The 21,577-nt window shown below is 32.6% G+C and carries 21 protein-coding genes and 6 tRNA genes; 19 read left to right on the top strand and 8 right to left on the bottom strand.

What is annotated here, in order from left to right:
* Positions 1–34: 34 nt before the first annotated feature.
* From A4F88_RS23130 to tgt, 3 genes are all read right to left on the bottom strand, one after another.
* Positions 35–922 carry a DMT family transporter gene (locus A4F88_RS23130; RefSeq protein WP_068845212.1) on the bottom strand — a complete coding sequence of 296 codons (888 nt, stop codon included), beginning with the start codon at positions 920–922 and terminating at the stop codon, positions 35–37.
* Positions 909–1,997 carry an LptF/LptG family permease gene (locus A4F88_RS23125; protein WP_068845262.1) on the bottom strand — a complete coding sequence of 363 codons (1,089 nt, stop codon included), beginning with the start codon at positions 1,995–1,997 and terminating at the stop codon, positions 909–911. The genes A4F88_RS23130 and A4F88_RS23125 overlap by 14 nt, the downstream gene beginning before the upstream one ends.
* An 87-nt stretch (positions 1,998–2,084) precedes the next feature.
* The gene (tgt, locus tag A4F88_RS23120) at positions 2,085–3,215 is read right to left on the bottom strand and encodes a tRNA guanosine(34) transglycosylase Tgt (RefSeq protein WP_068845210.1); all 1,131 of its coding nucleotides are present in this window, start codon (positions 3,213–3,215) and stop codon (positions 2,085–2,087) included.
* Positions 3,216–3,636: 421 nt separating this feature from the next.
* Here tgt and A4F88_RS23115 point away from each other — a divergent pair, with 421 nt between their 5' ends.
* From A4F88_RS23115 to A4F88_RS23100, 4 genes are all read left to right on the top strand, one after another.
* Positions 3,637–4,497, top strand: coding sequence for a polysaccharide deacetylase family protein (locus A4F88_RS23115; protein ID WP_068845208.1), 861 nt, complete (start codon positions 3,637–3,639; stop codon positions 4,495–4,497).
* A 129-nt stretch (positions 4,498–4,626) separates the two neighbouring features.
* A complete protein-coding gene (locus A4F88_RS23110) occupies positions 4,627–4,926 on the top strand; it encodes a hypothetical protein (RefSeq protein WP_068845206.1) in 300 nt (99 codons plus the stop codon).
* A 249-nt stretch (positions 4,927–5,175) separates the two neighbouring features.
* Positions 5,176–6,024, top strand: a complete 849-nt coding sequence (locus A4F88_RS23105; RefSeq protein ID WP_068845204.1) for a transketolase — start codon at positions 5,176–5,178, stop codon at positions 6,022–6,024.
* A gap of 75 nt (positions 6,025–6,099) precedes the next feature.
* Entirely contained in the window at positions 6,100–7,053 is a 954-nt protein-coding gene (locus A4F88_RS23100; RefSeq protein ID WP_068845202.1) for a transketolase family protein, read from the top strand.
* Between the two features lie 214 nt (positions 7,054–7,267).
* On the opposite strand, the gene bamM is transcribed toward A4F88_RS23100, so the two are convergent.
* On the bottom strand, positions 7,268–8,443 hold the full coding sequence (gene bamM, locus A4F88_RS23095; protein ID WP_068845200.1) for a BamM family beta-barrel-assembly machinery protein: 1,176 nt from the start codon (positions 8,441–8,443) through the stop codon (positions 7,268–7,270).
* Between the two features lie 79 nt (positions 8,444–8,522).
* Here bamM and A4F88_RS23090 point away from each other — a divergent pair, with 79 nt between their 5' ends.
* A complete protein-coding gene (locus tag A4F88_RS23090) occupies positions 8,523–8,912 on the top strand; it encodes an RNA-binding S4 domain-containing protein (RefSeq protein WP_068845198.1) in 390 nt (129 codons plus the stop codon).
* A gap of 154 nt (positions 8,913–9,066) precedes the next feature.
* Positions 9,067–9,567 carry a phosphoribosyltransferase domain-containing protein gene (locus A4F88_RS23085; RefSeq protein ID WP_068845196.1) on the top strand — a complete coding sequence of 167 codons (501 nt, stop codon included), beginning with the start codon at positions 9,067–9,069 and terminating at the stop codon, positions 9,565–9,567.
* On the opposite strand, the gene A4F88_RS23080 is transcribed toward A4F88_RS23085, so the two are convergent.
* Positions 9,559–10,077 carry a shikimate kinase gene (locus A4F88_RS23080; protein ID WP_068845194.1) on the bottom strand — a complete coding sequence of 173 codons (519 nt, stop codon included), beginning with the start codon at positions 10,075–10,077 and terminating at the stop codon, positions 9,559–9,561. The two genes, A4F88_RS23085 and A4F88_RS23080, sit on opposite strands and share 9 nt — an antisense overlap.
* A gap of 127 nt (positions 10,078–10,204) precedes the next feature.
* Here A4F88_RS23080 and A4F88_RS23075 point away from each other — a divergent pair.
* The 7 genes from A4F88_RS23075 (at position 10,205) to A4F88_RS23045 (ending at position 11,625) form a co-directional block, all read left to right on the top strand.
* Positions 10,205–10,277 (top strand) — tRNA-Lys (locus A4F88_RS23075).
* Between the two features lie 40 nt (positions 10,278–10,317).
* A tRNA-Lys gene (locus A4F88_RS23070) sits at positions 10,318–10,390 on the top strand.
* A gap of 45 nt (positions 10,391–10,435) precedes the next feature.
* Positions 10,436–10,518: transfer RNA gene (locus A4F88_RS23065), tRNA-Leu, on the top strand.
* Between the two features lie 147 nt (positions 10,519–10,665).
* Positions 10,666–10,738: transfer RNA gene (locus tag A4F88_RS23060), tRNA-Lys, on the top strand.
* Positions 10,739–10,779: 41 nt separating this feature from the next.
* Positions 10,780–10,862, top strand: a tRNA-Leu gene (locus A4F88_RS23055).
* Positions 10,863–10,906: 44 nt separating this feature from the next.
* Positions 10,907–10,980 (top strand) — tRNA-Arg (locus A4F88_RS23050).
* A 180-nt stretch (positions 10,981–11,160) separates the two neighbouring features.
* Positions 11,161–11,625, top strand: coding sequence for a GNAT family N-acetyltransferase (locus A4F88_RS23045; protein WP_068845192.1), 465 nt, complete (start codon positions 11,161–11,163; stop codon positions 11,623–11,625).
* A gap of 41 nt (positions 11,626–11,666) precedes the next feature.
* Here the strand turns inward: A4F88_RS23045 and A4F88_RS23040 are convergent, their stop codons facing one another.
* The 3 genes from A4F88_RS23040 to A4F88_RS23030 form a co-directional block, all read right to left on the bottom strand.
* On the bottom strand, positions 11,667–12,365 hold the full coding sequence (locus tag A4F88_RS23040) for a hypothetical protein (RefSeq protein ID WP_068845190.1): 699 nt from the start codon (positions 12,363–12,365) through the stop codon (positions 11,667–11,669).
* 2 nt (positions 12,366–12,367) lie between these two features.
* A complete protein-coding gene (locus A4F88_RS23035; protein WP_068845188.1) occupies positions 12,368–13,354 on the bottom strand; it encodes a hypothetical protein in 987 nt (328 codons plus the stop codon).
* A gap of 118 nt (positions 13,355–13,472) precedes the next feature.
* Positions 13,473–14,795, bottom strand: coding sequence for a serine hydrolase domain-containing protein (locus A4F88_RS23030; protein ID WP_068845186.1), 1,323 nt, complete (start codon positions 14,793–14,795; stop codon positions 13,473–13,475).
* Between the two features lie 211 nt (positions 14,796–15,006).
* Here A4F88_RS23030 and A4F88_RS23025 point away from each other — a divergent pair, with 211 nt between their 5' ends.
* The 6 genes from A4F88_RS23025 to A4F88_RS23000 all read left to right on the top strand — a co-directional run bounded on the left by A4F88_RS23025 (position 15,007) and on the right by A4F88_RS23000 (position 21,379).
* Positions 15,007–15,762, top strand: a complete 756-nt coding sequence (locus tag A4F88_RS23025; protein ID WP_082815836.1) for a response regulator transcription factor — start codon at positions 15,007–15,009, stop codon at positions 15,760–15,762.
* Positions 15,763–15,885: 123 nt separating this feature from the next.
* Complete coding sequence (locus A4F88_RS23020; RefSeq protein ID WP_068845182.1) at positions 15,886–16,599, top strand: hypothetical protein; 714 nt, start codon at positions 15,886–15,888, stop codon at positions 16,597–16,599.
* 46 nt (positions 16,600–16,645) lie between these two features.
* A complete protein-coding gene (locus A4F88_RS23015) occupies positions 16,646–17,386 on the top strand; it encodes a hypothetical protein (RefSeq protein ID WP_073075438.1) in 741 nt (246 codons plus the stop codon).
* A gap of 43 nt (positions 17,387–17,429) precedes the next feature.
* Positions 17,430–18,161 carry a hypothetical protein gene (locus A4F88_RS23010; RefSeq protein ID WP_068845178.1) on the top strand — a complete coding sequence of 244 codons (732 nt, stop codon included), beginning with the start codon at positions 17,430–17,432 and terminating at the stop codon, positions 18,159–18,161.
* Between the two features lie 34 nt (positions 18,162–18,195).
* On the top strand, positions 18,196–18,519 hold the full coding sequence (locus A4F88_RS23005) for a carbohydrate-binding module family 14 protein (RefSeq protein WP_068845176.1): 324 nt from the start codon (positions 18,196–18,198) through the stop codon (positions 18,517–18,519).
* A 100-nt stretch (positions 18,520–18,619) separates the two neighbouring features.
* A complete protein-coding gene (locus A4F88_RS23000) occupies positions 18,620–21,379 on the top strand; it encodes a TonB-dependent receptor (protein ID WP_068845174.1) in 2,760 nt (919 codons plus the stop codon).
* Positions 21,380–21,577 lie beyond the last annotated feature (198 nt).

The raw sequence follows: 21,577 nt of genomic DNA, 5'->3' as shown, positions 1-21,577 counted from the left end.
AATGTAAAAATGTAATTTAAAAATAAGGAAATTATTACACTTCCTTCTTGTTTTTATAGTGTTTAAAAACGCCATTCAGGATAACTGTAATTACAATTATTAAGGCGCCAATATAAAATTCAGTGCTCATTTTTTCTTTTCCGCCCAAAATAAAATAAGCCAGCATAATTCCATAAACAGGCTCTAAATTAGTCGTTAACATTACCGTATAAGGTGTTAGCTTTTGCATGACTTTTACCGAAGCAGTAAAAGCATAAGCTGTACAAACTGATGCCAAAACCAATAGTAAAATCCAGTTATTTAATGACATTGTAAAAAAATCTGCAGTGAACTTTCCTTGTATTAAAAAATAAATAGAAATAAAGAAAACTCCTGCTCCAAACTCATAAAATGTAATTACTGAGGGATCATGTTCTGTAATTAATTTCCCATTCATTAAGGTAAATAAAACCCCCAGAATGATTGCTGCCAGCGCATAATACATCCCATGCAGGTATTTAACTTCGACCTGCATAATCAGCGCTAAACCGGCAATGATGACCAACCCGAAGAAAACTTCGTACCACAATATTTTTCTTCCATAAAAAAGTGGTTCTAACAAAGAAGCAAAAAAAGCTCCTAATGAAAATATAGAAAGTGTTATAGACACATTAGAAACATGAATCGCCCGAAAAAAGAAAATCCAGTGAAGTGCAATTAGTAATCCAACAAAAATTAATTTGGCAAAAGATGTTGCTGATATTATAAAAGATTGTTTTTTATAAACTATAAAAGCTGCCAGAAAAACACCTGCAAGAAGCATTCTGAACCAAACCAAATTTTCGGCGTCTATTGTTATTAAAGCGCCAAGAATTGCCGTAAATCCCCATATAAAAACAATTAAATGAAGATTTAAGTAACTTTTTAAATTATCGTTTCGCATTGCGTAATAAGTAAACTGCCAGAATTCCAAAAACAATATTTGGAAACCAAACAGCTAATAAAGGTGAGAATGTAGATTTTTCGGCAAGTGTACCGAATATTTTATCAAAAAACACAAATGAAAAGGCAATAGCAATACCAATGGCAAGATTAGTTCCCATACCACCACGACGTTTCATAGCCGAAACTGCTACCGCAATAATTGTTAGAATAAAAGCAGAAACCGGTACGCTGTACTTTTTATAAAGTACCACTAAATACGTATTGATATTTCCTGAACCTCTCTTGCGTTCTTTATCAATGAAATCAATCAATTTTCCAAGTGGAAGCGTTTCTGCAATATAAACCACTGGTGTTAAATCAGCCAATTCGAATTTGAAAGGAATATTCTTTTCAGGTACTTTTTCTATTTTATCATTGAGTTCCCCAAGCGTTCTTTTATTGTAATCATACAATATGTATGTTTTCTTTTTAGGATCCCATTTTATACGGCTGGCAGTAATTTTATACGTCAACTTTTCTCCTTCAAAATGTTCCAGCGTAAAATTAAAAGCCGTTTTAGACTCTTCATTAAAACTGTTTACAAAAATAAAATCGTTGTCGTTAATTTGTCTGTATACATTGGTATTGTTACCAAGCATCTCTGCTTTTCCATTACCTTTTAAATAAGTATACCTAAAATTATTGAATCCTTCGCTGGCGGCAGGAACAATAAAGAACCCCATTAAAAGCACAAATACAGAAACGATACTCGCACCAATAATATAGGGACGTAAAAATCGTGTAAATGAAATTCCGGAACTTAAAACTGCAATAATCTCTGTATTATTAGCCAGTTTTGAGGTAAACCAAATTACCGATAAAAATAAAAATATCGGAAACAAAGAGTTCGCAAAGTAAACGGTAAAATTATAATAATAGATTGCAATTGCAGTAAAAGGAATCTTATTTTCCAGCATTTTATTCACTTTTTCAGAAACGTCGATTACAATTCCAATCGGAATAAATAATAAAATCATCACCGAAAAAGTGGCTAAATATCTTTTTAAAATATACTTATCTATTATCGTCAGCATATATAAATTTGTTTGTTTTGTTTCAGGTTCCAAGTTTCAGGTTCTGCTGAGAACTTGAAACTTGGAACCTCAAACTTGAAACTATTTTTAAAGTCTTTGACTCATATTTTTAACCATCATTTCTTTCCATGGTCTAAAATCGCCTGCTAAGATATGTTTTCTAGCCTCACGAACCAACCACATATAGAATCCAAGGTTATGAATTGTAGCAATTTGTTTTCCTAAATACTCATTGGCTGCAAATAAATGACGCAGATAAGCTTTTGTATATTCTGTATCTACAAAAGTATGCCCCATCTCGTCGATTGGAGAAAAATCAGCTTCCCATTTTTTATTCTTGATATTGATCGTTCCGTTTGCAGTAAACAACATACCATTTCTGGCATTACGGGTTGGCATCACACAATCGAACATATCAATTCCTAATGCAATATTTTCTAATATATTTATAGGAGTTCCCACTCCCATTAAATAACGAGGTTTATCTTCAGGCAGGATCTCGCAAACCACTTCAGTCATGGCGTACATTTCTTCAGCAGGTTCCCCTACTGATAATCCACCAATTGCATTTCCTTGTTGACCTGCATTAGCAATATATTCAGCTGACTGACGACGCAAATCTTTATAAGTACTTCCCTGAACAATTGGAAAAAACGTTTGTTCATAGCCATATTTATAAGGAACTTTATCCAAATGATTAATACAACGATCTAACCAGCGGTGTGTCATGTGCATTGAACGCTGTGCATATCGGTAATCACAAGGATATGGTGTACACTCATCAAAAGCCATAATAATATCAGCCCCAATAGTACGCTGAATTTCCATTACATTTTCTGGCGTAAAAAAGTGATACGATCCGTCAATATGCGACTTAAACTTTACTCCTTCTTCTTTAATTTTTCGATTGCTCGAAAGAGAATATACCTGATATCCTCCAGAATCAGTCAAAATATTACGATCCCAATTCATGAATTTATGCAATCCACCTGCTTTTTCAAGAATTTCAGTCTGTGGACGTAAATATAAATGATAGGTATTTCCAAGAATAATATCCGGATTAATATCATTCTTTAACTCGCGTTGGTGTACACCTTTTACAGATGCTACCGTTCCAACAGGCATAAAAATAGGCGTTTCGATTACGCCGTGATCTGTATTAATACTTCCCGCTCTTGCTTTAGATTGCGGATCTTTTTGTAATAAATCAAACTTCATCTGTGTCTTTTTTCAGTCGGCAAAGATAAGCTAATTTCAGGAAAACTAATTAGATAATTTGTCAATTAGAAAATTAGATCATAACCCAAAAGCCTAATACAAAAAACTCATAACTCATAACTTTTTTTGGGCGTTTCCCAAGGGCCGGGCTATCCACTGTATTCCCGATCAACAAAAACTACGGCTAAAAGCCTTGTTTTTCTAAATCGGGAGATGCCGCTTCTATCCCTAACGCAAAAAAGACATGACATTTACACTAGAAATTTTTAATTTTGAATACATCAATTAGAATTTCAAAAAGAAACTGGAACATTTACAGGTTAAACAAAATCGAAGCCCGCACAAAGCAAAATCATCTCAGTAATAAAAATTCCGTTTAGATTCGTAAAAATCCACATTACATTAACACAAACAAAAAGACATGACCTTAGCTCAAAAACTCGGATATCCTGAAAACACTAAACTACTAATGATTCATGCCGATGATGCCGGATTATCACATTCCGAAAATCAAGCTACTATAAAAGCGCTCCAAAACGGATCTGTTAACTCTTATAGTATAATGGTACCTTGTCCGTGGTTTTTTGAAATGGCAACATTTGCAAAAAACAATCCAAATTATGATTGCGGAATTCATTTAACACTGACTTGTGAATGGGAAAATTATAAATTCGGTCCTGTTTTGCCCCTTTCTGAAGTTTCAAGTTTAACAGATCACAACGGTCATTTCTATAAAACCAGAAAAGATTTCAAAAACAATGCAAAACCATCCGAGATCAAAAAAGAACTAACTGCTCAAATCGAAAGAGCTTTACAATTTGGTATTCAGCCTACGCACCTTGATTCTCACATGTGCAGTGTTGGTGTAACTCCCGAAATTTTAGAAATCTATAAAGAACTTGGAAAAACCTATAAACTGCCTGTTTTTATCAACAAAGAATTCGTTAAATCAATTAGCTTATCTGATGAAAAATACAACTTTGAAGATACGCTTTTAGCTGATAATCTTTTGATTGGAAATTTTACTGATTTCGAAAAAGGAGAACTACAAAATGCCTACTCCAAAGCCTTAGATCATATTCAGCCGGGATTTAATGTTTTTTTACTTCATCCTGCTTTTGATGATTTTGAAATGCAGGGCATCACAGTCAATCATCCCAATTTTGGTTCAGCATGGCGTCAAATTGATTTTGATTTTTTTACAAGTGACGAATGTAAATTAAAACTCAAAGAAAACAACATTCAATTAGTTACATGGAAAGAAATTGGACAATCAGAATAATTTGTTAATTAGAAAATGAGATGATTTTCTTTTTTAATGTGAATACTATAACATACTGATTTAAAAAACATAACAATTAAAAAATAATGATTTTGTAACTTTACGTAACACTTAAAAAAAGACAAAATCATGATAAACTCAGAAGATAAAAATCCGGCAAAGGAAGATCAAATTAAAAAAAATCTCGAAGAATTAGATTATCCGTCAAATGAAGATATTTATAATCAGGAAGACAAACTCGAAGATATCGATCCAGAAGACATTTCAACTGATAAAATTATCAATCAGGACAATCACGAATGGAAGCAAAACAGCGATAAACTTGGAAATGATTTAGATGTTCCGGGTTCTGAACTTGATGATGATCAGGAAGAAATTGGCTCTGAAGATGAAGAAAACAATTATTACAGCGAAGGCGATACGAATTAACCCTTTTCTCAAATTTCTTCACTTTTTTGCCACAGATTAAATAGGTTAAATTGATTTTAAAAATCATTATAAACTGTTTAATCCGTGGCAAAATTTTTATATGTAATTATCAATTTCCAGCACTTCTTTCAATTTTAATAAAAAAAGTGCAAAAAAATTTAACAATTGAAACCAACTAAAGCAAAAAATCATTTGTCTCCCCACAAAATATCAGTTACTTTTGCCTCAGTTTAAAATTTTACATATAAAATGAAGCCTAACACACAACAATTAAGCGATTTAACGATCCAAGTAAGAAGAGATATTCTTAGAATGGTACATGCTGTAAACTCTGGACACCCAGGTGGTTCATTAGGTTGTACTGAATTTTTGGTAACACTATATCAAAATATTATGGACCGCAAAGAAGGTTTTGATATGGACGGAATTGGAGAAGATTTATTTTTCCTTTCAAATGGACATATTTCCCCTGTCTTTTACAGCGTTTTAGCACGCAGCGGTTATTTTCCAGTTTCAGAATTGGCTACCTTTAGATTATTAAATTCTCGTTTACAAGGACACCCAACAACTCACGAAGGTTTACCTGGAGTTCGCATTGCTTCTGGTTCATTAGGACAAGGTTTATCTGTAGCTCTTGGAGCAGCACAAGCTAAAAAATTAAACAATGATAACCATATAATTTATAGCTTACACGGAGACGGAGAATTACAGGAAGGTCAAAACTGGGAAGCCATCATGTATGCTTCTGCAAAAAAAGTTGACAATATTATTGCAACTATTGACCTTAACGGAAAACAAATCGACGGAACAACTGACGAAGTTTTACCAATGGGAAGCATTCGTGCGAAATTTGAAGCTTTTGACTGGGACGTTCTTGAAATCAAAGAAGGTAACAATATTGATGCTATTCTTGCTGGTTTAACTGATGCAAAATCAAGAACAGGAAAAGGAAAACCGGTTTGTATTTTATTACACACAGAAATGGGTAATGGCGTTGACTTCATGATGCATACACATGCCTGGCATGGTAAAGCGCCAAACAATGATCAGTTAGCAAGTGCTTTGGCTCAAAACATTTCAACTTTAGCAGACTATTAAAAATAAGCTTTAAGCAGCAAGCATTAAGCTTTAAGCCTATTGCCTGCAGCCTATTGCATATAGCAAAAAAACAAAATGAAAAAATACGAAAATACAGGAAGTAAAGATACTCGTTCTGGTTTTGGAGCGGGAATGACTGAACTAGGTCAAAAAAACGAAAACGTTGTGGCATTATGTGCCGATTTAATTGGATCATTAAAATTTGATGATTTCAAAAAAAATCACCCGGAACGTTTTTTCCAAATTGGAATCGCAGAAGCTAACATGATTGGAATTGCAGCTGGTTTAACAATTGGAGGAAAAATTCCGTTTACAGGAACTTTCGCTAACTTCTCAACAGGAAGAGTTTATGACCAAATTCGTCAGTCTGTTGCTTACTCAGATAAAAACGTAAAAATCTGTGCTTCTCACGCTGGTTTAACACTAGGAGAAGACGGTGCAACTCACCAGATCTTAGAAGACATCGGATTAATGAAAATGTTACCTGGAATGACTGTAATCAATACTTGCGATTACAACCAGACTAAAGCAGCTACTATAGCTTTAGCAGAACACCACGGTCCAGCTTACCTACGTTTCGGACGTCCGGTTGTAGCTAACTTTACTCCTGCTGACGAACCATTCGTAATTGGAAAAGCAATTTTATTAAACGAAGGAAATGATGTTACAATTATAGCTACAGGACACTTAGTTTGGGAAGCTCTTATTGCTGCTGAAGCTCTTGAAGCAAAAGGAATTTCTGCTGAAGTAATCAACATTCACACTATTAAACCACTTGACGAAGAAGCTATTCTAAAATCATTGGCAAAAACAGGATGTGTTGTAACTGCAGAAGAGCACAACATTCTTGGAGGTCTTGGAGAAAGCGTTTCGAGAGTACTTGCTTTACACCACCCGGCTCCACAAGAATTTGTAGCTGTAAACGATAGTTTTGGTGAATCTGGAACTCCTGAGCAATTAATGGATAAATACAAATTGAACAATCAGGCAATTGTTGAAGCTGTAGAAAGAGTAATCAAAAGAAAATAATTTTCAGATCCTCTTACTTATTATATACAAAACCTCGAAAAATGATTTTCGAGGTTTTTTTATACCTAAATTATATTTAGAGAAAATCGCAATTGCATCACTCTATATTTCATTTAAACTTTTAAGCTCCCTATTTCTTGCAATTAAAAAAGCCCATAAAAAAACCTCGAAAAGTGATTTTCGAGGTTTTTTATTATTTCTATATTCGTGAATTTTAATTCTGTTTTATCGGATATGTTTTATCCAGATGAATTCTTAATCTTGGAACATCTGTATAATCAGCTTCTATATATTTTCTAACATTAGTAGCCGATTCCGGTTTACTTGGATCTGTTAAATCACCTGTTGGTCTTCTAGGAATTCCTCTAGGCTCAGTTTCATCTGTATTTGGAGTTAGAGGATTATCCGAAACCGGGCTCCAAGGATAATATTTACTAATCCCGTAATTAACTCCGTTTATAATTCCAATTTGATCTGTTGGTTTTGTTACTTCAAATCGGGTTGTAAAACCATCTCCATCATCATCAAAATCTACAAAGTCTGCTATTCCGTCACCATCCGTATCATCAATCAAATTAGCCGGTGGGTTTGGATATTTAGTTTTGTCTCTAAAATCATACAAATAACCATCGCCATTAATGTCTTCTAAATAATCAGGAACACCATCACCTAAAAACACTCTTCCTCCCGTAGTACTGGAAATAGAATATTCATTATCCATTCTCTGAAGATCAAATAATTTAAAACTAAATATTATTGGCGAATAAGCAGGAATAGTTCCTTTTGCTGCCTCATAATACCCTAATCCAGAAGGCAGAAACATTACTCCGGCACCATAATCACTATAAGTAATTACACCACTATTAGGATCTGTTTTAGAAGTACCTGCTTTAAATTTAGGAAATATCTCTGACCATCCTTGTATTACCGTACTTTCATTAGCATAAGGAAATAAATTATAAGATCCCGGATATCCGTAAGATGAATCGAAAACAGTATTATTTAACAAAGTACCTTTATAAGAAGCTACAATTTTATCTGTATTAGTAGGCGAATCGCCAGAACCTTTTCTTAAAGTTAAGTAATATACCTTATAAGTAATATCATCACTATAAACATCTCTGGATGCTAAAGGATAAGTCGTTTGATCCCAAATCGAAGTCTGAGTACCGCCAGCAGGGATTTTTTCAAACGTCACATCAAAATCAGCAGTAACTTCTTTAATATAATTAGTCTTTAAATATTTAATAATAGAATCATTATCCGCTTTATATTGTACAGCGTAATCTCTTAAAGGAACAGTTACTACATCATCATCTCCACTTTTATTACAAGAAACCAAAGAAATACCTGCAAGCAATAAAATAAAATAATATTTAAATTTATTCATTATTGTTAATTTTTTAAGTGCGCAAGATACAATATTGATTTATTTTTGTAAAGAATTTAACTTTGATTTTAGAAAAATTATGAGAATAGATAAATACCTCTGGTGCGTACGTTATTATAAAACCAGAAACATGGTAACTGAGGCTTGCAAAAAAAATCATGTTACTGTAAATGGACAGGTTGCAAAACCATCTAAAGAGGTTTTTCCTACTGACAAAATCACCTTTAGAAAAGATCAGATCACACAAATTATAACTGTACTCGATATTCCTGAAAATCGTGTAGGAGCAAAACTGGTTGACATATACAGGAAAAACGAAACTCCTCCGGAAGCATATGCTCATTTAGAATTATTAAAATTATCGAAAGAGCATTATCGTAAAAGCGGAACCGGAAGACCAACCAAAAAAGACCGAAGAGATATCGATGAATACGGTAATGATATTATTGATGAAGATGAGGAAGTTTAATTCCCATTTTTTTTTCACCCCTAGAGCCTTAACTTAAAAATAAAACCTCAGCATTAAAATTTCGAATTAAAAAATCTTAAATTCCTTTTCAAAATTGGAATTTGGATTTTTAGCATTGGAGTTTAAAATTTGTATTTTAGCAAAAAAATAAATCATGAGCAAAAACATCATCTTAACGAATCAGGAAATCGAACACAAAATAAAACGTATCGCATATCAGATATATGAGACATTTGTGGATGAGGAAGAAGTTGTAATCGCAGGAATCGCTTCAAACGGATCTGTTTTTGCCGAAAAAATTGCTTTAGCACTCAGCAACATCTCTACATTAAAAGTATCGCTTTGCGAAGTTAAGGTTAACAAACAAAATCCACAATCGCCAATACAGACTTCGCTAACACCTGAAGAATACAAAAACAAAGGTTTAGTACTTGTCGATGATGTTTTAAATTCAGGCACAACCTTAATATATGCTGTTCGTCATTTCTTAGACGTTCCGTTAAAGAAATTCAAAACAGCAGTACTTGTAGACAGAAATCACAAAAAATATCCTGTAAAAGCTGATTTTAAAGGAATCTCTCTGTCTACATCATTATTAGAACATGTGCAGGTTGTTTTTGATGATAATGGGGACAATTACGCTTTTTTAAGCTAGAATCTCTAAAATATCCTGAACCGTTTCTTCGACAGTTTTATTATCGACTGACACTTTATGTTGCGCATGGTTATAATAAAAACTTCTGTCGAATAAATGTTTTGCGATAAACTCTTTCATCTCCTCTTCATTCATATTCGCAATTAAAGGGCGCTTACTCTTATTATGAACTAATCTGCTGAATAAAGTTTCGATTGACGCTTTTAAATATATAGAAACAACATCATCTCGCTTTAATAATTCATGATTATTGGCATAACAAGGTGTTCCTCCACCTAATCCTATGATGTTTTTTTCTGAAGATTGAAGTAATTCTACAAACATTTCGTGTTCTAATTTCCTAAAATAGATCTCTCCATGTTGTTCAAAAATCTCATTTATCGATAAATTTGCCTTTTTTTCGATGCATTTGTCTAAATCCAAAAACGGAATTTCTGTAATTTTTGATAAGTTTTGGGCAATTGTTGACTTTCCGCAGCCCATATATCCTAATAATATTATATTTTTCATTTTAATAATAACCTATAAACTAAGGCGTTGTAAATTTTGATTAAAAAAAGACAAATTTATAATAAATAAGCTTGGAAATAATAAAAAAAACTCCTTATATTTGCACCCGCATTCAAGGAAAGAATATGACTCGATAGCTCAGTCGGTAGAGCACATCACTTTTAATGATGGGGTCCTGGGTTCGAGCCCCAGTCGGGTCACAAATTTTGTGATTTAACAAATACTTTTCTTGATAGCAATGACTCGATAGCTCAGTCGGTAGAGCACATCACTTTTAATGATGGGGTCCTGGGTTCGAGCCCCAGTCGGGTCACAAAAAGGTCGAGTATTAATTTACTTGACCTTTTTTTTTATTTTAGGCCATGTGGAGAAACGGTAGACTCGCCATCTTGAGGGGGTGGTGCTCGAAAGGGCGTGAGGGTTCAAATCCCTCCATGGTCACAAAAAAGGTAAAATACATCAAATGTATTTTACCTTTTTTTTACTGGTACTCACTACTTTAAATATTTATTAAATTTTACTTAAGAAAAGGTATTGTTATATCAAAAATAACTTCTTATATTTGCACCCGCGTTCAGGAAATGCAATGACTCGATAGCTCAGTCGGTAGAGCACATCACTTTTAATGATGGGGTCCTGGGTTCGAGCCCCAGTCGGGTCACAAAAGGTCGGGTATTAATTTACTTGGCCTTTTTTATTTTAGGCCATGTGGAGAAACGGTAGACTCGCCATCTTGAGGGGGTGGTGCCTGAAAGGGCGTGAGGGTTCAAATCCCTCCATGGTCACATAACAAACCATTCTGTCGAATGGACTTTGTTTTATAAAGAATGGACGCATAGCTCAGCTGGATAGAGCACCTGCCTTCTAAGCAGGCGGTCGAAGGTTCGAATCCTTCTGTGTTCACAAAAGGCAAAATACATTTTGATGTGTTTTGCTTTTTTTGTTTCTCATCTTCTCTACTTTATTTAGTATTTTTATTTTTTCATTGACATCCAAAAAAACACGCTATTTCGCCTTTAAGATTACGAGGTTTAATCGCAAAAACACTTTATATTTACTTTATCAGAATAAACCATTTTAGATATGAGTACCAATATTACATTCCGACTTGCAACAATTGAAGATTTACCTGAAATTATAAACATGCTGGCAGATGATACTTATGGATCTGTCAGAGAAAATAAAAGTATTCAGGCTTTTGATAAATACCTTAATGCGTTTAAAAAAATCCAGGAAGATCCAAACCAGGAGCTTACGGTTGGTGAAATGAACGGAAACAAAGTAGCCACTTTTCAGTTAACCTTTATCCAATATCTAAATTTTGAAGGAAACTTAAGAGCACAAGTAGAAGCTGTAAGAACACATTCTGATTATCGAGGTCAGGGAATAGGCACTCAGGCTTTAAATTATGCCATTAACAGAGCAAAAGAAAAAGGTTGTCAAATCATTCAGCTAACATCTGACAAAAGAAGACTAAAAGCCATTAAATTCTATGAAAAACTTGGTTTCAAAGCCAGTCATGAAGGTTTCAAATTAAAACTGGACTGACCAGAATATTTTCAAAGCCAATTTCAATTTCACCAGAAACCCTAATCCTGTTTAAATGACTTCAAAGTTCCATCATCATTAAATTCTATGGAATATCTTTCTCTGCTTCCATTAATATTGGATGGATACCAACGCATCTTATTATCCCAAATAGAAACATAAGCACTTGTAAGAGGTTTTGCGCCTTCTACTCCTTCTGCTTTCTTATTGTAAATAGCAGCGACTTTGGCAACATTCACAAATTTGATTGTATTGAGTGGCACTAAACGTTTTTGAACATTATCTCTAACGGATAGTTGAAGAGGTTTTGGCTCAGACCATTTTCCATCTTTATAATCGTATATATCAACATATTTAGGATTTTCAGGATGCTGAAGCATAACATTGATAAGTCCGTCATTATAAAAATATAATGTTGAGTAAATAAAAATCTCTTTTCCGGCATATTGCGGTAATTTCCTCAAAGCTTCTTCTGCTTTTTCTAATGTAGCAGTATCGGTTAGAAGATCGACACTTTTACCTTCAGTATGCGTATGAGCTACAGAGTGTGTCTCAAGCACTGTTTTCACGATTTGCTGAACATCACCCTGAGTATTTACCTCAATTTCAGGATTAGACTTTTGTGTTTCCTGACTCACCACTGTATCATTAGCTTTAAAAGTCTCGTTGATACTTTTAGAAACCTGCTCACAACTTAAAAAAAGCGAACTGCAGATCAACATTATAATTGTTTTTTTCATGACTAGTGTATATTTTTTAAATCACTGGCAAAGACGATTTGATTTGGATTTTCGGGTAAATAAAAAATCTCTATTTGTTCTTGTTTGGTAAGATCCAATTCAAGAAGTCCAACCACTTTTTTCAGGCTATTACGATGCACCTGATGTTTATTGTCAGTGTATTCGAGTTCAAAACGAATCTCAGGCTGTTCATTAATATAGGTTCCGGTCTGGGTTGCTTTAATTAGTTTTGCCCAGGTTTTTATTCCTTTAAATTTAATCAAAATCGAATTATCACTTAATCCTGTAAATTTTCTGAAAATAAATCTTAAAAAATATCGATAAAACAACAACACAAGCGGACATACTATTAACGGATGCCCAAAACTCATAAAACGCCACCCCATTCCATGACTTTCGGTTTGATACGAATATAAATAATACCCAATTACAGCAACAACAAGAACAAGCCAGGCAAAAATCCTTAAAAAAAGAGTCATTATATTTATCCTCGCATTTGTAGTTGCAACAACAAGATAAGGAGCCTCTTTCATATTCCTGTTAAGAATAAGTTTTATTTTTTTTCCAGCCTCAAAACGGCGCTCATGAGGTTTAACATCTGTAATAGTTGTTTTATGAGTAATTACAGAATCAGCCAGATTTGCAAACTCCAATTCAAGTTCATAAGTATTGAATTGTGCTTTGGGGTTAGAAATTTTTACAGCATTTAAAATTTTTGCTTCCCTTGGTATTCCTTTTATCTTTATTTGTTCAAGGTTTCTCTTTGTTATAAAAATATTTAAAATCCATTTTTTTAAATAACCAGTTAAAAGAATTAGCCAAAAAACAATAGACACCAAAACAATACTTAATGCCAGCCAGGGATTTTTATACTTTAGATCGTTTACATCAAATTCGCTGCTAATAGCGTAATACATAAACATAGGAAAAGGAATTGCAAAAAAGAACATGTAAATCGTCCAGAAAGTAATAACAAAATTTTTTTTCATTCCTTTTTAATAATTTGGGGTTACTAATTAAAAAACGTTTTAATCTCAGAAAATATTATCTTTTTCTCAAGCTGTAAAAAAATAAAAGTTCCTGAATAGGTTGAATTTCAAAAACCACCTAATGTGCCAATAGATATTTTGCAACAGCATCATATGCAGGCAACGAATAAGGATCGTTTGCCGAATTACCCGCAACAGGGTTAGACGCAAAACGGGCAATAACCATATCTGCTTTAGGATCTATGTAAACAACTTGTCCATGAACACCACGTGCACAAAAAGCGCCATGCTCGTTATGAGTTATCCACCACATGTTTCGATAACTCCAGCCTTTCAAAAGTGCATAACCTGCTTTTTCAAATGCTTTTTTATTTCCTCCTTTTTTAATATCATCAATAGCCGACTTAGGAATTATTTGCTCATCTCCCACTCTGCCATTATTTAAAATCAACTGTCCAAAACGTGCCAGATCACGCAAGCCAAGATTAAAACCTCCGCCGGCAAAAGGCGTTCCTATAGCATCGACCGAAATATAACCATCTTGCTCTGCTCCTATTTTTTTCCATATTTTTTCAGACAAAACTTCAGCAATGGTTTTTCTGGTAACTCTGGCAATAATCCATCCTAAAACATCTGAATTAACGGTTTTATAACCAAAACTTTCCCCATGAATTCCTTTTTTCTGAACCGTTGGCAAATACTCGTAATATGTTTTTGGACCAACATAATCTTTGGGTTTTGGCAACGGATTACCCGCAGCAGAAAACTTCCATATTTCGGCATTAGGATCAGCATAATCTTCACTAAACTGTAAAGCAGTTGTCATATCCATAACCTGTCTTACAGTTGCGTCTCCAAATGCAGCATTTTTAAGTTCCGGAATATAATATGAAACTGTTTTTGTTGTATCTATTAATCCTTCTTTAGCCAATACAATACCAAGAGTTCCTGTAAAAGATTTTGTTACAGACATTGCGGCATGTTGTCCGTCTGGCGTTAAAGCTCCAAAATACTTTTCGTACACAATTTTTCCATGATGCATAATAACAACTCCATCTGCATATACTTTTTGTAAAGATTCTTCCCAGGTAATTGCTTTAGTTTCTCCCAGTGGCACAAACTTAATTTTATCAATAGCCTTGTCTTCTTTTACAGCTAGCGGAATTGAATTTCCAAGACCACGAGAGACATTTATAGTAGGCATAAACTGGCGCATGTGCGCAACACTCCATCGAAGTGCCGGAAACTGAAAAAAACTTCCATCATCAAAGCGAAGAATACGATCAGCAGGTGGCGGAGAACCAATCATCCAGCCCATTTTTACAGGATCGCTTTGTACCGCATCTAAATATTTTGCTTTTTCCTGAGCATTTGAGTAATTACTCCACAGAAAGATTAAGCCGAAAAATAATAAAGAAGAGTAAAAATAGACTTGTTTCATATTATCTTAAATTATTTATTATGAATAACAGAAAATCAAACTTGAGATAGTATCATATTTTTAATTAAAAAATTTCATTAATTAAAACACAAGATTTCACGCTAAGTTAAGAATACTTTAATAAATTTTCTTTTGAAATTATAAAACTTAAAATATTCAAACACCATTTTTAGATCTACAGATTTAATATTCAGAATATCCCAAAAAAAATATGCTAAAAAAAGCTTTTAGACTAGGGGATATGAGTCTTTTTTTACACATACTAATTATACATAAAAAAGAGAGCTTCATTTTATTTTTTATTAACCAAAATCTAATATTAGTATTGAAAAAAAAACTTAACATATTAATTGTAGATAATCATCCAATTATTATCTCAGCGTATAAAAAAATTCTGCAAAAAAAATATTCAAATTTTGTGCATATAGACATTTGCGATTTCTATGATCTGGTAATAGATAAATTAAAATCAAAATGCTTTCATGCGATATTTATTGATTTAGAATTAGCTACCTCAGAGAAGACATTTAGTAATTCAATAGATTTTTTATGTGATACGATCAAAAAAAAATTTCCAGCTTTAAAAATCATCTTAACAATGTCTGAAAATAAATCGTTATTATCGAATGTTTTAAAATGTTCCTATGATGCCATTTTAATTAAAAGAGACATTAAAAAAAATATAGTACTAAATTCACTGAGCACTGTTTTAACGTATCAAAAATTCTATAGTACAACAGTATTAAAGTTAAAATCTAAAATAATAAACCCAGAACTTCCTCTTGATGAATTAGATTTAAAAATTTTGCAAAACCTTGCGTTAGGTATCAGAACCAAAAATCTAACAAGAATAATTCCTTTATCCCTCAGCGCTATAGAAAAGAGAAAAAATAGAATTAAAACATTACTTGATGCAGACACTAACGAAACCTTATTAAAAAAAGCACGAATCAATGGACTGATATAAATCTCCAATAAATTAACAAGTTAATTTCTACGGTTTAACCGTAGCTCTCTTATTTTCTAATAGTTTAAATTTGTAAGAATATTCAATATTACCTATTTCTAATATTCTTGCTGAAATTTAATTATGAAAAAATATCTGCCTTTAACCTTCCTGTTTTTTATTTATATCACTGTCTGCTCCTGTCATAAAAAAAGCACTATTATAACACTTAAGAATGATTCTTCTATTAGTACAATACTTCACCAGGACAATTCTAATAAACCTACTTTATTATTAATCAAAAATGATCAATGTGGTGCATGCAAAATTTTCTACAACTATGTGCATAAAAACTTTGATTCGGTAATTCTTCCTAAGTTACCAGATGGCACTCATGTTTATCAAATTAGCATTAATGACTTTAACAATCAAAATATGTGGCTATTCCATATATCAAATAGTTATGCTTTTCCTACGGTTCTGTATATTGATAAAAACAATAACATAAAAGGCATACATAAAGGTGCCGATTTGTATTCATTTACTGACTTCTTGAATACATTAAAAAATCCAGATAAAACCTCCAATTCAAATGATTTGAAAAAACAATCAACTCTCTTAAAGGGATATGTGGCTTTGATAGAAGATCATGCCATACCTAAACCACTTTTTAATGAGATCTCAAAAATAAATCATCAAAAACCTGAATTTATGGGTGCACTTCTGGAAGCATATTTCTACAAATACGAAAAAATTCATCCTGAAAGAGTTACCTATATCAAAGAACTGTTACAGAAAAGCCTAAAAACCTCTAATCAATTCTATGACATACATCAAAAATTGATTAACGATTTATAATAAAATTACATCGTAAAACCATTAATGATTTTAATCTTATAAAAAAATGAATCTATATAACTACCACATAACAGTATTTGTTCTTACCACTTTTCTGTTGTTTTCAATTCCACTCAAAGCCCAGATTATTGTCGATGGGGATCTTAAGGAATGGGGAGACACCAAAAACATGCGATATGACAACGAAAACAATCTCTACTATTCTTTCAAAAAAGACAATCAGTTTTTATATTTAGCTATACTAAAAAATAAATATCCTTTTAAATTTCATATTGCTGGTGTACAGATTTTTTTTGCTGAAAAAAAAGCTGATACAACAGGTCTACAACTTTTATTTGCAAATAATTTTAAAGACCCTGTAAGTCAAAAAAATAAATTATACAGTCATGATTTTTTTACAGTAAAAAACCTTAACAATATTGCTAGTCAAAATTTGACAACTTACAACGAAACAGGGATTTTGATAGAATGGAAAGTTACGGATATTCGGTACAAAGTTATTGTTAATGAAACAATAGACGATAGAGCCACACCTCCTAATCCTAATGTTTTTACTGCCGAAATTCAGATTCCACTTCAATATCTGCAAAAATACTCCCTAAACCAAACCCTTCATTTTGGCATTGCATGTCGTTGTTCCGGTTATAAACTTCCTGCTTTTACGATCTCTCAACTATTACAAACCTATCAAAATCCTAAAAATGATTTTCAAAAAGAGCGACTAGATGAATTTACACCAACATCCTTTTTTGGAACTGTTGATTTAAAAAATTGCGCTAAAAGTTAATTTATAACTTACAAAAAAACTATTATCACAAATCTCTTAAAATATGAAATCCCACAACCATTTTATCCTGTTCTTAAGTTTTGTCATTATTCTTTCCCTCCCAATTACAACAAAGGCTCAGGTTGTTGTAGATGGCAATCTGAACGAATGGGGAGACTCTAAAAATATGCAATATGACAATGAAAACAACCTGTATTATGCTTTTAAAAAAGACAACCAGTTTTTGTATCTGGCGATATTAAAAAACAAGTATCCTTTTAAATTTCATGGTGGTGGGGTACAAATCTTCTTCGGAGAAAAAAAAGCCGATACAACAGGTTTACAATTGTTTTTTGCCTATAACTTTAAAGATCCTGTAACTCAAAAATATCAAAAATACAGTCGTGATTTTTTTACTGTAAAAAATCTCAATAATACTAAAGAGCAAAAGTTAGCCACTTACAATGAAACAGGTATTTTATTAGAATGGAACATTACAGATATTGAGTATCTAGTTATTAACAACCATATTATAGATCAAAAAGCCACACCTCCAAACCCAAATATTTTTACAGCCGAAATTCAGATTCCTTTAGAATATCTGCAAAAATACTGCTTAAACCAGACTCTCTATTTTGGGATTGCGCTACGTGGTCCCACTTATAAGTTACCTTCTTTTGGTGTTTCACAGTTAATACAAAGATTTCAAAATCAAGCAAACGATTATCAAAAAGAACAATTAGACCAATTTACGCCCACCTCCTTTTTTGGTTCTGTTAATTTAAACACTTTATAAACCTTATTTTAATTAACCCTTTAAATTTATTATTATGAAAAGAAAAGTATTGGCTTTTTTACTATGTGCTAGTATCACAACTTCTGCACTAGCCTTTCCTGAATGGCATTTTGATGGTTTTCCACCAATTCCATCCCCAGGAGATACCATTTCTCTGAGAGATTGCTATGGATATGAAGGCTATGTTGGTTATGCTATGAACTCCACAAATCCGAGTTTATATTATTTCTGTAATGGTATAACACTGACTGTATATCCACAAGCTTGCCCTAATGATTTAGTATTTAACCCATTGGAACAAACATGTTCATCCAACAGGAGTTTTCTTGACACTTATTATCCTGGTTTTTCTTGGTAATAATTAGCAAAACACAAACAAGATAATACCCTAATTCTAAAATTAGGGTATTTATTTTTTTATATCGTCAAGTTGTATAAAAACAATTTTTTCATTTTTTATGATTAAAAAAACACTATTTCAGGTTCTTATTTTAATTAGTTTTTTACTTGCAAATACTATTTTAAATGCCCAAACTACCCCTACACCAACGCGAAATATAACAGGTATAGTACGTGATTCGCTAAACAAACCTATTACAGGTGCAACTGTTTTATTGATTTCTGCTAAAGATACCTTAAAAGCAACCACAAACACCTTTGGTTTTTATGGTTTCCCAAATGTGCGTTCTGCAGATTTTTTATTGAGTGTAAAAGCATTAGGACATAAGTCTTATAACAGAAAGTACTTTAATAATGATACAAAAACCATTCTTAACATTCCCCCTATTCGGCTGGGAATTCAGGAAGAACAGCTCGAAAATGTGACTATTACCCGCCTGAAAGGCCCAATTATAAAAGGCGATACTACAGAATTTTGGGCAAAAGACTATATTGTTCGGGATTATGCACGTCTAGAAGATTTACTTAGACGAATGGAGGGCGTTACAATTGATCCTGACGGAAGTGTATTTTACAATAATGAATTAGTTACCAAAGCATTATTTAATGGTTCTAAATATTTTTCGGGTTCTGTAAAAGAAGCCATGGAAGAACTGCCTGCCGATATTGTAGAACGCATTCAGATTATCGATATGGACGAATCTGGCGAAAATGTCAAAAAACTGAAAACTGAAAAATCATCTAAAGTCTTAAATATTGTAACAAAAGCGGATAAGTCTGCTGGAAAAATGTATGCCATTACAGCCGAACAAGGTTCACAATCCAGAACCAAAGCAATAACTTCTATTAAAACAATAGACGGCTCTAATCAGTCTTCTACAAAAGCAGGCTATCAACAGGAACCTTTGGGAATTCGGAGTACAACAATTCCGGGATCCTTGGCAAAACAAAACAGAACCTTCATAAACAGTCCCGCAAATATTTCTGGCGGAGAACTAAAAAATATGAATGCCGGAATTGGAAAAAGATTTCAATTCAGGCAAATCAATTTTTTTAATGAATTTGAATATACTCAAACAATCAATCAAAACAACACTAAAACCATTGGAGAAAGCTATTATGAACAGGGAACGTTGTATAAAAAAACAATAAAAGAATCCTCTGGTAAAAATCATATTTTAAGCTTAAATTCTGATTTTAATGCTTCATTTAAAGAAAAATCAAGTTTGTTTGGCTATTTGAAAATAGCCTCAGACTTGGGAAAAGTAAACTTGTCAGGTCAAAACCTGCAATCTGGCATACTTAACAATTTTGAAAACTCGCAATCAGATAAAAACAATAACAATTTAAACTATAACTTTTATACTCGGTATATAAATAACATTAGCAGTAAAACAACATTAATTACTTCTCTAACGAGTTCTTATAATGGGAACAAATCATATGGCAATTCGATCATTACCACTTATAAAGACACTTTAAATATTGCTGTTGCAGATAGCATACTCCATCAATTGGAAAAACTAAACAGCCGTTCATTTACAAATTCTATACAAAACGAATTGAACTGGAATTACAATCAAAAGTTAAAATTCAAAACAAGTCTTTCTTTCTTGAGTCAGGTCAATTCGACCAACAATAAATCATTTGTAAACGAAGACGATAGAATTAACTTTAATCCGAAACTAAGTTTTTTTCAAAACCAAAAAACATACAATATTCCTGTTTTATTTCAGACAGAATATAGTTTTAAAAATGGAATTACCTTATCGCCCATGTTCACAATGACAAATAAATGGTTAAATGGAGAAATTGGATTAGAAAAAGACAAGGTAAACCGCTATGACCTATTGCCATCAACATCATTCAAAATAATTTATAACACTGCTAAATTTGGCAATCTGCAAATAACATTATCTCAATATTTTAACCAGCCTGCACTAAATACTCTCAATCCAATTCCAAATTACATTACCCCGTATAATATTACCATTGGAAATCCTGATTTAAAAAATTCAGAAAATCTAAGTTGGAGCTTAAATTATAATAAATTTTTTAAACGATTACAGCTCAATACATCTATAATGGCTACAACTAATAGTACAAAAAATGGCACCACAAACATTACAAGCTCAGTTATAGATTCTGAGAAAAAAATCATTACAACAACCAATACTTTTACCAATATCGATGGACAAAAATCCAATATGCTAAATTTTAGTATAGGTAAAACATTACCGCCAAACTCTAATTTGCAGTTTAGTGGTTCGATCAGACAGTCCGACAATCCTTATTTTCTGGATACCAAATCTGAAATTAGAAAATCATTTTACCAAAACTGGAAAACAGATTATACATTCAATTATAAAAAATGGTTAGAGCTTACAACTAGTTTAGTATTTACATCTCAAAGCGATCATAATTCAGCCTCTGCGACCAAAACATTCAATCAATTATTCAATGGTGATATCAATTTAAGTTTATATTTTGGAGACACCTGGAATGTCAATTTCTTTTTTCAACAAAACCTAAACCAGGTTTCAAACACCAACGATAAAATGTCTCCTTCTGTTTTAAACATGAATATCGAAAAACGAATTTTTAAACAAAAAAATGGTATTCTAAGCTTTGTGGTAATGGATTTGGCCAAACAAAACTATCTTCTTAATTACAGTAGCACAAACACAGGATATCAACAAACATTTACTAATAAAAATAGTAATTACTTTCTTCTGCAATTTTCCTGGCAGCCACAGGCATGGGGAAAAAGCAAATTTGATAACAATAAAGGAAGAAATGGAAATGGTAGTTTTAAATAATCCACAATAACTATGTCTTTGAAAATATAAGGATTATCATTTTCAAAACACAAAATTAAATTCATAATTTACCTTACTAATAATTACCGAATACAAGTTCTATAAGCTAAAAATATTCATAAATATATTTGCTAACCATTATTTCACAAAAGAACTTCTCCTACAAATCAAAACTTTCTTAAATTCGTTTCAGAATTA

Origin of the sequence: Flavobacterium chilense, from assembly GCF_001602525.1 — a bacterium.
Lineage (GTDB): Bacteria > Bacteroidota > Bacteroidia > Flavobacteriales > Flavobacteriaceae > Flavobacterium > Flavobacterium chilense.
The sequence above is the reverse complement of the archived record's forward strand: the minus strand, read 5'-3'. Positions and strand labels throughout refer to the sequence as shown.

Bases quoted from the DNA above. Each gene is read 5' to 3' on its own strand.
- A4F88_RS23130 (WP_068845212.1), bottom strand. From the start codon at position 922: ATGCGAAACGATAATTTAAAAAGTTACTTAAATCTTCATTTAATTGTT.
- A4F88_RS23125 (WP_068845262.1), bottom strand. From the start codon at position 1,997: ATGCTGACGATAATAGATAAGTATATTTTAAAAAGATATTTAGCCACT.
- tgt (WP_068845210.1), bottom strand. From the start codon at position 3,215: ATGAAGTTTGATTTATTACAAAAAGATCCGCAATCTAAAGCAAGAGCG.
- A4F88_RS23115 (WP_068845208.1), top strand. From the start codon at position 3,637: ATGACCTTAGCTCAAAAACTCGGATATCCTGAAAACACTAAACTACTA.
- A4F88_RS23110 (WP_068845206.1), top strand. From the start codon at position 4,627: ATGATAAACTCAGAAGATAAAAATCCGGCAAAGGAAGATCAAATTAAA.
- A4F88_RS23105 (WP_068845204.1), top strand. From the start codon at position 5,176: ATGAAGCCTAACACACAACAATTAAGCGATTTAACGATCCAAGTAAGA.
- A4F88_RS23100 (WP_068845202.1), top strand. From the start codon at position 6,100: ATGAAAAAATACGAAAATACAGGAAGTAAAGATACTCGTTCTGGTTTT.
- bamM (WP_068845200.1), bottom strand. From the start codon at position 8,443: ATGAATAAATTTAAATATTATTTTATTTTATTGCTTGCAGGTATTTCT.
- A4F88_RS23090 (WP_068845198.1), top strand. From the start codon at position 8,523: ATGAGAATAGATAAATACCTCTGGTGCGTACGTTATTATAAAACCAGA.
- A4F88_RS23085 (WP_068845196.1), top strand. From the start codon at position 9,067: ATGAGCAAAAACATCATCTTAACGAATCAGGAAATCGAACACAAAATA.
- A4F88_RS23080 (WP_068845194.1), bottom strand. From the start codon at position 10,077: ATGAAAAATATAATATTATTAGGATATATGGGCTGCGGAAAGTCAACA.
- A4F88_RS23045 (WP_068845192.1), top strand. From the start codon at position 11,161: ATGAGTACCAATATTACATTCCGACTTGCAACAATTGAAGATTTACCT.
- A4F88_RS23040 (WP_068845190.1), bottom strand. From the start codon at position 12,365: ATGAAAAAAACAATTATAATGTTGATCTGCAGTTCGCTTTTTTTAAGT.
- A4F88_RS23035 (WP_068845188.1), bottom strand. From the start codon at position 13,354: ATGAAAAAAAATTTTGTTATTACTTTCTGGACGATTTACATGTTCTTT.
- A4F88_RS23030 (WP_068845186.1), bottom strand. From the start codon at position 14,795: ATGAAACAAGTCTATTTTTACTCTTCTTTATTATTTTTCGGCTTAATC.
- A4F88_RS23025 (WP_082815836.1), top strand. From the start codon at position 15,007: ATGCTAAAAAAAGCTTTTAGACTAGGGGATATGAGTCTTTTTTTACAC.
- A4F88_RS23020 (WP_068845182.1), top strand. From the start codon at position 15,886: ATGAAAAAATATCTGCCTTTAACCTTCCTGTTTTTTATTTATATCACT.
- A4F88_RS23015 (WP_073075438.1), top strand. From the start codon at position 16,646: ATGAATCTATATAACTACCACATAACAGTATTTGTTCTTACCACTTTT.
- A4F88_RS23010 (WP_068845178.1), top strand. From the start codon at position 17,430: ATGAAATCCCACAACCATTTTATCCTGTTCTTAAGTTTTGTCATTATT.
- A4F88_RS23005 (WP_068845176.1), top strand. From the start codon at position 18,196: ATGAAAAGAAAAGTATTGGCTTTTTTACTATGTGCTAGTATCACAACT.
- A4F88_RS23000 (WP_068845174.1), top strand. From the start codon at position 18,620: ATGATTAAAAAAACACTATTTCAGGTTCTTATTTTAATTAGTTTTTTA.